Here is a 12,396-nt window from a genome sequence, read left to right on the forward strand (position 1 = left end):
GATGAGCCTTGGGTTTACCTCACTTGCGCAGTGAAAATAATTTTTACCCTCTCCCGAAGGGAGCTGACCGCATGCAAATTCAAATACACCGCACACCTGCCCCCTCTCCCTATGGGAGAGGGTTGGGGTGAGGGTTAAAGTCAACGCAACACAATCAGCCCAAGCACCCGATGCTGCTCAAACCCGAGCACACCCTGCAACGAATTGAGCACCGCTTGAGGGTCATGACTGGGAAAACTGCCGCTGATTCGCCGTGAACCCAGTTGACTGTCCAGCAGCACAATATTCCCCGAGTCATAGCGTTTGAGATCCGCCACGACCTCCGCCAGCGGCGTATTGGCATAGGTTAACCAACCCGTGCGCCAGGCCAGACGGCTCTGGCTGTCGACTCGATGCACCGCATCGCTTACAACTCCCGCGTCATAAGCAATGTGTTGATCGGCGGCGACTATCTGTTGCGTCGCATTTTTATCCGCCTTGACCCCCACCCGCCCGGACAGCACCGTCACTTGCGCGCCCTCAGGCTGCAAACGCACTTCAAACTCGGTGCCCAATACCCGCGCTTCACCACCGTGAGCCTCCACCACAAAAGGCTCGCCCGTGTGGGTCACGTGAAAAAACGCCACGCCCCGGCGAAGCTCTACATGGCGCTCACCCCCGCTAAAGTTAACGGCAATGGCACTGTCAGCATCCAGCGTGACCTGGGATTGATCGGCCAATCGCACAGTTCGCACCTGCCCCGGCGCAGTAACGTAATCCGCGCCCAGATCATCGACCCAACGCCCGGGCTGCCAGCCCGCCAACACGCCCACCATCACCAACAGGCTGGCCGCGATCGCTAACCCGCCCGTCCAATACTTGCGTCTGCTGCGCCGGTTTACGTCCATTTCAGATAGATAACGCTGCAACACCAGCGCCTCTTCATCCGCCAGCGTCGTGCCCGCCACTTCACTCAACTCCCACACAACCTGTGCCTGAGCATACGCTTGGGCATGAGCCGGGTCGGCCTGGAGCCAGCGACTGAAAGTCGCTTGATCGCCACTGTCGGGCTGATCGTGCAACACACTGAGCCACGCCAGCGCCGTGCGCTCCTGCTGCGGGGTGACGGGGACACTCGAACGATTGTTCACGACACTTTCTCTGCACAGGGCTCACGCACACTGGCCTTGCAGGCCTCCAGGGCACGCATCATATGTTTTTCGACGGCGCTTTGAGACACGCCCATGACCTTGGCGATGTCGGCATAGGTGCGGCCGTGAATGCGATTAAGCAAAAAAATGTGCCGCGTGCGTTCAGGCAAACCGCGCAAGGCGGCCTCAACCTGACGCAAATCATTGCCCGCCTCCAGGGCGGCTTGAGGCTCGCTGCCTTGGGTATCCGACTCGCATTGCCAATGTTGGTCCACTCGACCGCGCACCCCTTCGTTGCGCAGGTGATCAATCGCGATATTGCCAGCACTGCGCAGTAAATAGGTGCTGAGTTCTTCAACCTGCACCAGCGGCCTGCGCCAAAAACGCAAAAACAAATCCTGCACCAGATCAGCCGCCGTGGCCCGACAGCCCACACGGCGACTGACCAGTGCTTCCATCTGCAAACGCTGGGACAAAAACACCTGCAAAAAATGCGCTCGCCCGTGGCGCGCTTCGCGGCCAGGGCCATCCTGAAGTTCGGGGGGATTCATGAGCATCGCAGTACAGGTCGAAAGGGAGAGCGATACTAATGATAAATATTCTCATACGCAAAGCTTGATGAGGCCCTGCGCGCCCGTGTTTGATCAGCGGTGATTGCTCAATACAATCACCCGACCCTACAATGCGAACAATTCTTGTTCTCTAAAGCGTCACCCGCGCGCCATGGAGTGGTCGTTGCCACCGTCAAATACCGTCGAAGTCCTGTATCTGGACCACCACAACTGGCTCACCGGCTGGTTGCGGCGCAGGCTCGGCTGCCCGCACAGTGCTGCCGATCTGGCTCAGGACACCTTCATGCGACTGCTGAGCGCGCGCGAAACACCCAGCATTGCCGAGCCTCGTGCATTTTTGACCGTGGTCGCCAAGCGCGTGCTGTTCAATCATTACCGCCGTCAGGATCTGGAACGCGCCTATCTGCAAGCGCTGGCCGACATGCCCGAACAGCTCGCACCCTCTGAAGAAGAACGCGCCATCATTCTGCAAACCCTGATGGAGCTGGACCAATTGCTCGACGGCCTGCCCAACCCCGTCAAACGCGCTTTTTTGCTGGCTCAGGTCGACGGTTTGAGTTACGCCGACATCGGTGCTCAACTCGGTGTTTCGATTGCCACGGTGAAACGCCATTTGAATAAAGCCGCCCTGCGCTGCTACTTCGCCCTGTGAACGGCGCGCTCAATAGCCCGGTCGATATTTCCTCGGGCGTCGCCGAACAGGCCGTGAGCTGGCTGGTGGAAATGCAGGAAGGACCGCTTGGGCCACACCGCCAGCACGCTTGGGAACAGTGGTTGCAGGCTCACAGTGAACATCAACGTGCGTGGGCGCATATTCAGCAGATCAACCAGCGCTTGCGCGGTTTATCCTCGCCCCTCGCCCACGCGGCTCTGAATGCACCGCAACGCAACGGCCGGCGTCAGGCGCTGAAACTGTTGCTGTTATTGGGGGCTGGTACAGCATTGACCTACGGCTTGCGCGATCAATTGCCCATCACGCCCCTGTTGGCGGACTACAGCAGCCCGTTAGGCCAGCGACGCACGCTGCACCTGCACGACGGCAGCCAGATCCAGCTCAACACAGCCAGTTCCGTGGATGTGCGTTTTGATGGGCAGCAGCGTGTGATTCGCTTGCTCGAAGGCGAGATGCAACTCACCGTCGCCCAAGATGCACGTCCCCTTCATGTAGTGACCGCCCACGGTCGCGTGCGACTGCAAATGGCACGCCTCAACGTGCGTCAGTTCGCCGAGCGCACAGAGCTGGCGGTCTTTGAGGGGCAGGTCGCCCTTGCGCCCACCGCCCACTCGGGCAGTCCGTTGCTTGTGCCCGCCCATCAACAACTGAGCTTTAACCCTCAGGCATGGAGCACTCCGCGCCCGCTGGACGCCGGTACGGGTGCCTGGACTGACGGCATGCTGGTGGCCGCGCACATGCGTCTGGGCGACTTTCTGGCAGAACTGGGACGTTATCGCCGTGGCCAGTTGAACTGCGACCCCAAGGTGGCTGATCTGCTGATTTCCGGCACCTACCCGGTAGATGACAGCGAACGGGTACTCGACTTGCTGACTGTCAGCTTGCCCGTGCAAATCAAGCGCTTCACCCGGTACTGGGTAACCGTTGAAGCAAAAGCCTGAGTGAATGCGCTGCACATCCCCGTAGCAGCTGCCGTAGGCTGCGTCCGGTTGCGCAGCGATCGTAAACCTGAGCGTGCGGTCTTCTGGTTTTACGACGGCTTCGCCGCCGGACGCAGCCTTCGGCAGCTGCTACGGGTTACGGAACTAATTGTTTAAAAAAACATGAGCTGTTTTCAAATCTGGCGTGACAGAGAAGGTAAGCCCTTCAATTTTGACCTTCTCAGGATGTTTTCATGCCCGTCCAGCCTTATCGCCTCACGTCCTTGGCCCGCTTGTTGTTAGGCGCCAGCTTGAGCTTCAGCGCACTGCCGATGGCCTTTGCCGAACCCGCAAAAAGCTATCACATTGCCCCGTCTAACCTGGAAAACGCGCTGAACCAGTTCGGTCGTGAAGCGGGCGTGATGATTTCATTCAGCTCCGAAGTCGCCAGCGGCATTCAGAGCAAGGGCCTCAATGGCGACTACAGCCCTGAACAGGGCTTGCAGACGCTGCTTGAAGGCACCGGGCTGCAAGCCCGCGCCGAAGGGCAAGGCGCATTCAGCCTGCAACCCATGCCTGAGCAGAGCGCCCCGAAAAGCGTTGAATTGGGCGCCTCGACAGTCGTAGGGGACTGGTTGGGCGATGCCGCACAAACCAATGTTTTCGAGCACGCCGGCGCGCGTGACGTGATCCGCCGCGAGGAGTTTGAGCGTCAGGGCGCAACGTCCGCCCGTGAAGTGCTCAACCGTATCCCAGGTGTCAACGCGCCGGAAAACAACGGCACCGGCAGCCATGACATGGCGATGAACTTCGGCATTCGCGGGCTCAACCCGCGCCTTGCCACCCGTTCGACGGTGCTGATGGACGGCATTCCCGTGCCCTTCGCCCCTTACGGTCAACCGCAGCTGTCCTTCGCCCCCATCAGCATGGGCAATATGGAAGCGGTAGACGTCGTACGCGGCGGCGGCGCGGTACGCTATGGGCCGCAAAACGTTGGCGGCATCGTTAACTTTGTGACACGTGCGATCCCCGACCAACCGACCGTCAAAGCCGGCTTCCAAACTGAGACCAGTCCCTCGTCGACCCAAGACGGCTTCAAAAAAACCGCCAACCTGCTGGCGGGTGGAACCGCCGACAATGGGCTGGGCGGCGCGTTGCTGTATTCCGGCGTGCGCGGCGGCGACTGGCGTGAACACAGCGATACGCGCATTGACGACCTGATTCTCAAGGGCAATTTTCAGCTCGACGATGCCAATAGCTTTAATGCGATGGCCCAGTATTACGATGGCGAAGCTGACATGCCCGGCGGCCTGAGCACTGCGGCCTTCAAAGCTGACCCGTATCAGTCCACACGCCCGAACGACAAGTTCTGGGGCCGTCGCACATTGGTCAACTTCGGCTATCGCTATCAGGAGGAACGCCGCGAATTCACGGTCAACAGCTTCTTCACCAAGACCTTGCGCAGCGGCTACCTGGATCAGGGCACGTTCCTCTCACTGTCACCGCGCGAGTATTGGGTTCGGGGCATTGAAACCCGTCTGGCTCAAGGCTTTGATCTGGGCGACAGCCAACATGAAGTGGGCATGGGGTATCGCTATATCAACGAAGCCGGGCACGAGTTGCGCTACCGCACACCGATAGCCGCCAACGAACTGCCGACCACCAACAGCCGCAATGACCGTGACACCCGCGGTGCCACTGAAGCCCACGCATTCTTTATCGACGACAAAATCGACATCGGAAAATGGACGTTCACGCCCGGCATTCGCTATGAAATGATCCAGCAGCAGCAAACCAACCTGCTGACCCACGTGAAGTACAAGGGCGATTACAACACCCCGCTGCCGGCCCTCAACGTGATGTACCACGTCACGGACACCTGGAATATTTACGCCAACACTGAAGGCTCATTCGGCAGCGTGCAGTACAGCCAGATGCCCAACCGCGTCACCGGCGGCGAAGTTAAACCGGAAAAAGCCCGCACTTGGGAAATCGGCACACGCTACGACAATGGCAACCTGAGAGCGGAAATCGGCGCATTTCTTATCAACTTTAATAATCAATATGACAGCAACCAGACCACCGACACGGTGATCGCACGAGGTAAAACCCGCCATCAAGGCATTGAAGCGAGCATCAACTACGCACTCGACGACGTCAGCCCGATACTGTCCGGTTTTGATGTGTACGCCAGCTACGCCTATGTTGACGCAACTATCCGCGAAGATGGCCCCAACAAGGGCAATCGTGTGCCGTTCTCCTCAAAAAACAAGGGCACCTTGGGCGTTGGTTACACCCAGGGCCCATGGAAGGCCAACCTCGACAGCAACTTCCAGAGCAATCAGTTCGCCGATAACGCCAACACCCGCGCAGAAAGTGCCGACGGCAGCACGGGTCTGATCCCTGGCTATATGATTTTCAACAGCCGCGTCGCCTACGATTTCGGCCCAAAACTGGCTGACCTGAATGTTGCCATCGGGGTTAAAAACATCCTCAACCACGAGTACTACACGCGCTCGTTTGACGACAACAACAAAGGCAAATACGTGGGTGAGCCACGAACCTTATACGTCCAGACCTCTGTTGCATTTTGATATGAATCGGCAAAGGCCCGCCCACGCGGGTCTTGGCCTGCATCAAAGACTGACGCCGGTCACAACCTGCATGACTTCCTGAAAATAGTGCTTGAAATATTTGCCCATCGGCCCAAACACTGTAATTGAGCGATGACGATGAACCTTTGACCACACGAGGCCGTCAGACCTCACACGAGCACGCTATATAAGGGAAGAATTATGCAAACTGAAGTCTTTTCCGATAAGAACATCGCCGTTGACGTACGTACTCAGCAGTGGGTTACAGCAACAGTAGAAGTTACGCTCGAACGCCACCTGGAAGACCTGTCCAGAGTCATCGTACATCTCACCGACGAAAACGGTGGTAAGTCAGGCCCTAAAGACAAACGTTGCAAAATGGAGGCTCGACCTAAAGGCCACCAACCTATTGTGGTGACTCAGGATGCAGACACACTGACCCAAGCAGTGGAGGGTGCCGCTGAAAAACTGGAGCACGCTCTGGAACACCTGTTCGGCAAACTGCGCGGCAAGCACACGCCAAAACTTCCCGCTGAAGGGTTTGAAGAGAATGAACTCAAGCAAAGTGCTGACGATCTGCTCGAAGAAGAGTTTTTAGAGAAAGAAAAAGAACTCGATAAAATCAGCTGATTCATCGCTCAGGACGCATAAAAAAGGGCGGGCCTACTTCGGTAGGCTCGCCCTTTTTATTTACCTGAAGCAAAAACACTACAGCTCGCCCTTCTCCACTTCGGGATGCTCACTGGAACCTGCTCCGGTTTTTCGGCGCGGATTCTCGATCTTTACCGACGGGAACTGCGAAGACGCATAGCGCACCACCAGAATGGCTATCGCCAGCAACAAGATTGCCCCGGTCAAATACACCACGCCCATGTCCGGTGGATTGTGGTGAGACACGTTGGAAATCAACAAACGGGTCAAGGCCGTGATTGCCACATAAATAAGGAAGCGCACCGGCATGTGGTTGGTCTTGAAATAAATCCCGACCATGGCGCCCAGTTCAAGGTAGATAAACAGCAGCAAAATATCGTCGATCGAAATATTGCCCTTCTCGACCATCTGCAAAAATTCCATTACCGCGGCCCAGGCGGTCACCGCACCAATGGCGAACAACGCCAGATAGTGGAAGGTTTCAACGAACAAATTGCCCATCGACTCCGCCAGCTCATGTACCTGACGACGTAGCTTTTCAGCTTTGTTAATTCTCACGATGCAGCTCCTTGAATCGACTCGTACGGATCATCCGCGATGCACATGACACTTTCTGCATGCAGTAAAAAGGCCAGCCATTGCCAATGAGATGATAGACGGCGCCGATTAGGCACGTCTGTGGCCGTTGCAGGCATCAATTGCAGCTAGATTAAAAAGGCACTATTCAAATCCAGAGGATTGGCTTATCCTTTTAGCTGTATATAAATACAGTAATCATTAGGATCTGTACGAAATGTGTTCGAGCGAAGGTTAGGCAAGGCGAAAACAGGCGAGGAACGGCCGGGGTCGCGCACGACTCTACGGGTTGTAAATGAGCATTCCGATCGGACTCGCGCACGAGCCTGTTTTCAACGCCGCATAACCGAGCGCAGATACATTCCGTACAGATCCTGGATAAATTATCGTGAAGGCATATGAGGTGGTAAATGGCCGTCGAAGTGGTATACCGCAGCAGCCGAGATCTGGAGCGTTTGTTCATGGATAAAGCCGAAGCTGACCGTCATGACAAAATGCTGGAGTTGGCCGAGCTGCTGGCCGAAGTGTTGCAAAAAGCTGTGCCGTCGTTGAGCGAGCAGCAAGTTGAAGAAGCCGGTATTTACATGGCGAAGAATCGCGATGTTTTTGCCAAGGCGTTTAAAAGCCAGCCGGACGCCCTGTCCGAGTTACTGGTCGATAGCGAATAACCGAACCGACTGTTCGCTTGCCCTGACCCTGAAAGACGCTCTTTCAGGTTGGGCATTTCCTTAAGCCGCTTCCAGCGTCGCTAGTGAGTCTCTTTGCCATAGAGCAGGCGTTGCGCCAGTTCATCCGATACCCTGGCCGGTGACCGTTTTTCAGCTTGAGCGTGAGCGTAAATACCCGTCAACCGTTCGCTGATGCGCAGCAACTGTTGGTTGATTGCCTCAGGGGCAGCGCCCTGATAGGTCAGGGCCATATAGATCAATCCGCCCGAATTGATCACATAGTCGGGGGCATACAAAATGCCCCGGCGCTCCAGTTGATCGGCTACTTGCAGATTGGTCAGCTGGTTATTGGCGCAACCAGCCACTGCCGAACATCGCAATTGTGCCACGCTGTGCCAGTTGAGCACCCCGCCCAAACCACAGGGTGCCAAAATATCGCAGGGTGTACTGAGCAAGGCCTCGCATGCGATGGGGAGTGCCCCCAACTGCTCCATGGCCATACGCACTTTTGCAGGATCAATGTCGCACACCAGCAACTCCGCACCGGCCATGTGCAGTTGCTCAGCCAGGGCGAAACCGACTTTGCCCAACCCCTGAATTGCCACACGCAAACCTTCAAGGTTGTCGCTGCCCAAGCGCGAAGAGGCTGTGCTCCGAATACCGGCAAACACGCCCATGGCCGTATGCGTAGAAGGATCACCCGCCGCCGTGGTGCTGGCAACATGCCGGGTATGCTGGGCGATGCAGTCCATGTCCACGGTGGACGTACCGCTGTCGATGGCCGTGATGTAGCGGCCATCGAGCTGTTCAACGCAGCGCCCAAATGCTTCAAACAGTGCAGCACGGCTTTCGACATGGGGCGCTCGCATAATCACGGCCTTGGCTCCTCCCACCGCCAGACCGGCGAGCGCCGCTTTATAGCTCATGTCCTGAGCCAGGCGAATGGCATCGCTGACGGCGCTTTCATCGTTGGGATACGCCAAATACCGGCACCCTCCCAACGCTGGCCCCAACCGGGTGCTATGAATGGCGATCACGGCTTTGAGCCCCGTAACGGGATCAACGCTAAGGTGCAGCGACTCAACGTGAGCGCTTTGCATGAGAGCAAACATTCACAGGCCCTCGAATGATTTCAGGTATTCGGCAGTATAGGCGGCAGGTAAAACTTCGCCGAAGCACGCGGGAATAAGTCAGCACCCTTTTCAGATTTTCGGACATAACCCTGTAGCAGCTGCCGAACGCAGCCTTCGGCAGCTGCCACGCAGTTTTAAACCGGGGTATCGGGCTGTTGCGAGGGATGGGCCTTGAAAAAGGCCGGATGGTGGTGTGCCAGTGCCGCCACCCGCGCAATGCGCGGGCAGGCGTCCAGCGAGACCTTGAACCGTTCAGCGGCGTATACCTGTGGAATCAAATACACATCGGCCAATCCGGGCTCAGGACCAAAGCAGAAACCGTGGTCGCCAATCATGTGTTCAATGGCCGCCAGCCCTTGGCCAATCCAGAGGCTGATCCACTGCATCACCTGCTCTTCATCCTGCCCCATCTGACGCAGCTGATTGAGCACACTGACGTTGTGCAGCGGATGAATGTCGCACGCCACCAAGGCCGCCACAGCGCGCTCATGGGCGCGAGTAATCAAGTCTGCGGACAGCAACGGAACCTGAGGGTAACGCTCTTCAAGGTATTCGATGATGGCCGGCGACTGGCTTAAAAGGCTGCCTTCGTCAGTGCGCAACGTCGGTACGCGGCCTTGCGGGTTGATCGCCCGGTACTCAGGCTGGCGATGCTCGCCCCCTCCCGAAGCGATCAGATTGACCGGTATCGACTGATAATCCAGACCTTTAAGCGCCAGCGCAATGCGCACCCGGTAAGACGACGTGGAGCGGTAATAGGTAAAGAGCTGCATGACTCACTCCCTTAACACGCGGCCACGACCTTGCCACGGCACTCGCCAAACCCGATTGAGGCGAAACCTTCACAGACGCAACGCGCGCGCAGAATAATTTCGTCGCCATCCTCCAGAAACCGGCGAATCTCGCCTCCAGGCAGCTCGATCGGGTGCTTACCGCCTTCGGTGATTTCCAGCAGACTGCCCAGTTGCGAACGCTGCGGCCCCGATAATGTGCCTGAGCCGAACAAATCACCCGCCTGCAATTGGCAACCGTTGACACTGTGATGCGCCACCAACTGCGCAGCGGTCCAGTACATGTTCAAGCTGTTGCTCAAGCCCAGGCGATGGGCCGGCAGGTTACGCTCTCGCATCGACTCGGTCAGCAACAGTACTTCCAGTTCGATGTCCAGTGCGCCTTTGGCCTGATCATGAGCATCCAGCAAGTAAGCAAGCGGCTGCGGGTCGCCTTCAGGACGAGCCGGCTGTGGTCGGCGGAACGGCTCGAGCGCTTCGGCTGTGACCACCCAAGGCGAAATGCTGGTGATAAAACTCTTGGACAGAAACGGCCCCAACGGCTGGTATTCCCACGCTTGAATATCACGCGCTGACCAGTCATTGAGCAGGCAGAAACCGGCAATGTGCTCGCCCGCCTCACTCACCGGTATTGCATGGCCCATGTCATTGCCCTGCCCGATCCAGATGCCCAATTCCAGCTCGTAATCCAGCCGGGAGCAAGGGCCAAAGCTCGGCTCTGTCTGCCCGGCAGGTAAGGTTTGACCTTTTGGGCGCCGCACTTCGACACCGGACGGGCGAATGGTCGAAGCACGGCCGTGGTATCCAATCGGGACGTACTTGTAGTTAGGCAGCAGCGGGTTATCAGGGCGGAACAATTTACCGACATTTTTGGCGTGTTCGATACCGACATAAAAATCGGTGTAATCGCCAATTTTGGCCGGCAGGTGCATTTCACACTCGCAGGCTAAAGGCAGCAGCCGCGCACCTTGAGCTTCAATCTTGCCGCGCAGGGTGCTGCCTTCGCTGAGCAGTTCCATCAATCGCGCGCGCAAAGCAACTCGCGCGTTGCGGCCCAATGCAAAGAAAGCGTTCAGCGCGCCGCCCAGTGAGGCTTCAACAGCGGCTTTGGCCTCACTTTCAAACAAACCCGCAGCCAGTGCAGCTTCCAGATCAAGGATATGCTCGCCAATGGCGACACCGCTACGAGGCGCAGAGCCCTTGTGACTGAACACGCCCAGCGGCAAGTTTTGCAGTGTGAAATCACTGTGTCCGTTGGCAGACGCCACCCAACTGCGAGCAAGTGAGGACTGGGTCATGGGTTATCTCCGATTCGGGTTGAACGTGGCAGGCAGCGAGGCCCAGCACGCGTCATAACTGGATTGCAATTGCGGGCACTCAAGGGCGAACCGGCTGGGGCGCAACACTTGGCTGGTCTCAAACATAAAGGCCATGGTGTTGTCGATCTTGCTCGGTTGCAGGTCGGCGGCAATGGCTTTGGTACAGGTTTCAGCGTCTGGACCGTGGGCGCTCATGCAACTGTGCAGCGAGGCACCGCCCGGTAGAAAGCCTTCTGCTTTGGCGTCGTAGCTGCCTTGAATCAGGCCCATGTATTCATTCATCAGGTTGCGATGGAACCAGGGAGGCCTGAATGTATTTTCAGCCACCATCCAGCGCGGCGGGAAGATTACGAAGTCGAGGTTAGCCATGCCCGGCACGCTGGTGGGTGAGGTCAAGACAGTAAAAATCGAAGGATCGGGGTGATCGAAGCTGACCGTACCCAAGGTGTTGAAACGGCGCAGGTCATATTTGTAAGGCACGTTATTGCCATGCCACGCGACTACGTTCAGAGGCGAGTGGTCCAGCTCACAGCCCCACAGTTCACCCAGAAATTTCTGCACCAGCGGGGTGCATTGTTGGCCGTCTTCGTAACAGGCAACCGGCGCCAGAAAGTCTCGCGGGTTGGCCAGACCGTTGCTGCCGATCGGCCCCAGGTCAGGCAGGCGCAGCGGCGCGCCATGATTCTCGGCTACGTAACCACGGGCGTTCGCATCGAGCAGTTCAACCCGAAATTTCATACCCCGCGGGATCACGGCAATTTCCAGCGGCTCAAGGTCCAGACAGCCCACCTCAGTTGCAATCCGCAAACGGCCGTGTTCGGGCACCAGCAGCAGTTCACCATCGGCATCGAAGAACACGCGCTGCATCGATGTGTTGGCGCGGTAGTTATAAATGCTGATACCGGCTGGTTTTTCCGAGCTGCTGTTAGCAACCATCGCCACCAGCCCATCGATAAAGTCTGTAGGTTCTTCAGGAATGGGTAGAGGATTCCAGCGCAAGCGGTTGGGTGTGACAGCACCTAATGCGCCGCCCGCTAATTGCCGCTCCAGCTTGACGAAGGCCGGGTGATTGGCTGAAGGCTTGATGCGGTACATCCAGGTTCGCCGCGATTCGCTGCGCGCTATGGTAAACGCGGTCCCCGATAACAACTCGGCGTACAAACCGTAAGGGACTTTTTGCGGTGAGTTCTGACCAATCGGCAAGGCGCCGGGCAGTGCCTCACTGCTGAATTCGTTGCCAAAACCAGACTGATAGGCCAAGGCTGAAGCAGGCGGGTCGAGGTTCATGGAGCCTCCGAAATGGAGAAGGCAGCGACTGCACAGGGTGGTGAATAAGCCTGTGCGTCATTGCGTTATTTTTGTCGTAATT

12 protein-coding genes are annotated in these 12,396 nt (G+C 57.3%); 5 read left to right on the plus strand and 7 right to left on the minus strand.

Features of this window, described 5'->3' with window-relative positions:
- Positions 1-140: 140 nt before the first annotated feature.
- Positions 141-1,130: a FecR domain-containing protein gene (locus ACI7MX_RS01720; protein WP_314485501.1), complete on the minus strand. Its 990-nt coding sequence runs from the start codon at positions 1,128-1,130 to the stop codon at positions 141-143.
- Positions 1,127-1,687 (minus strand): sigma-70 family RNA polymerase sigma factor, encoded by a 561-nt coding sequence (locus tag ACI7MX_RS01725; RefSeq protein WP_314485498.1) that lies wholly within the window; start codon positions 1,685-1,687, stop codon positions 1,127-1,129. Before ACI7MX_RS01725 ends, ACI7MX_RS01720 begins: the two co-directional genes overlap by 4 nt.
- A gap of 178 nt (positions 1,688-1,865) precedes the next feature.
- Here ACI7MX_RS01725 and ACI7MX_RS01730 point away from each other — a divergent pair, with 178 nt between their 5' ends.
- The 4 genes from ACI7MX_RS01730 to ACI7MX_RS01745 all read left to right on the plus strand — a co-directional run bounded on the left by ACI7MX_RS01730 (position 1,866) and on the right by ACI7MX_RS01745 (position 6,519).
- A complete protein-coding gene (locus tag ACI7MX_RS01730) occupies positions 1,866-2,354 on the plus strand; it encodes a sigma-70 family RNA polymerase sigma factor (RefSeq protein WP_314485496.1) in 489 nt (162 codons plus the stop codon).
- Positions 2,351-3,316: a FecR domain-containing protein gene (locus ACI7MX_RS01735; RefSeq protein WP_405588729.1), complete on the plus strand. Its 966-nt coding sequence runs from the start codon at positions 2,351-2,353 to the stop codon at positions 3,314-3,316. The genes ACI7MX_RS01730 and ACI7MX_RS01735 overlap by 4 nt, the downstream gene beginning before the upstream one ends.
- 233 nt (positions 3,317-3,549) lie before the next feature.
- The gene (fecA, locus tag ACI7MX_RS01740; RefSeq protein ID WP_405588726.1) at positions 3,550-5,889 is read left to right on the plus strand and encodes a TonB-dependent Fe(3+) dicitrate receptor FecA; all 2,340 of its coding nucleotides are present in this window, start codon (positions 3,550-3,552) and stop codon (positions 5,887-5,889) included.
- Between the two features lie 201 nt (positions 5,890-6,090).
- Positions 6,091-6,519, plus strand: a complete 429-nt coding sequence (locus tag ACI7MX_RS01745; RefSeq protein WP_314485490.1) for an HPF/RaiA family ribosome-associated protein — start codon at positions 6,091-6,093, stop codon at positions 6,517-6,519.
- Between the two features lie 78 nt (positions 6,520-6,597).
- Here the strand turns inward: ACI7MX_RS01745 and ACI7MX_RS01750 are convergent, their stop codons facing one another.
- Entirely contained in the window at positions 6,598-7,098 is a 501-nt protein-coding gene (locus ACI7MX_RS01750) for a phosphate-starvation-inducible protein PsiE (protein WP_146385394.1), read from the minus strand.
- A 428-nt stretch (positions 7,099-7,526) separates the two neighbouring features.
- Here ACI7MX_RS01750 and ACI7MX_RS01755 point away from each other — a divergent pair, with 428 nt between their 5' ends.
- Positions 7,527-7,784, plus strand: coding sequence for a YebG family protein (locus ACI7MX_RS01755; protein ID WP_019410845.1), 258 nt, complete (start codon positions 7,527-7,529; stop codon positions 7,782-7,784).
- 80 nt (positions 7,785-7,864) lie between these two features.
- On the opposite strand, the gene ACI7MX_RS01760 is transcribed toward ACI7MX_RS01755, so the two are convergent.
- The 4 genes from ACI7MX_RS01760 to hmgA all read right to left on the minus strand — a co-directional run bounded on the left by ACI7MX_RS01760 (position 7,865) and on the right by hmgA (position 12,314).
- Positions 7,865-8,896 carry a Glu/Leu/Phe/Val dehydrogenase dimerization domain-containing protein gene (locus ACI7MX_RS01760; RefSeq protein WP_314490690.1) on the minus strand — a complete coding sequence of 344 codons (1,032 nt, stop codon included), beginning with the start codon at positions 8,894-8,896 and terminating at the stop codon, positions 7,865-7,867.
- A 155-nt stretch (positions 8,897-9,051) separates the two neighbouring features.
- Positions 9,052-9,690 carry a maleylacetoacetate isomerase gene (gene maiA, locus ACI7MX_RS01765; RefSeq protein WP_405588720.1) on the minus strand — a complete coding sequence of 213 codons (639 nt, stop codon included), beginning with the start codon at positions 9,688-9,690 and terminating at the stop codon, positions 9,052-9,054.
- Positions 9,691-9,701: 11 nt separating this feature from the next.
- Complete coding sequence (gene fahA / locus ACI7MX_RS01770; protein WP_405588717.1) at positions 9,702-11,006, minus strand: fumarylacetoacetase; 1,305 nt, start codon at positions 11,004-11,006, stop codon at positions 9,702-9,704.
- Between the two features lie 3 nt (positions 11,007-11,009).
- Positions 11,010-12,314 (minus strand): homogentisate 1,2-dioxygenase, encoded by a 1,305-nt coding sequence (hmgA, locus tag ACI7MX_RS01775; RefSeq protein WP_314490683.1) that lies wholly within the window; start codon positions 12,312-12,314, stop codon positions 11,010-11,012.
- Positions 12,315-12,396: the final 82 nt, after the last annotated feature.

This window comes from Pseudomonas sp. 2024-210 (assembly GCF_045062345.1).
GTDB lineage: Bacteria > Pseudomonadota > Gammaproteobacteria > Pseudomonadales > Pseudomonadaceae > Aquipseudomonas.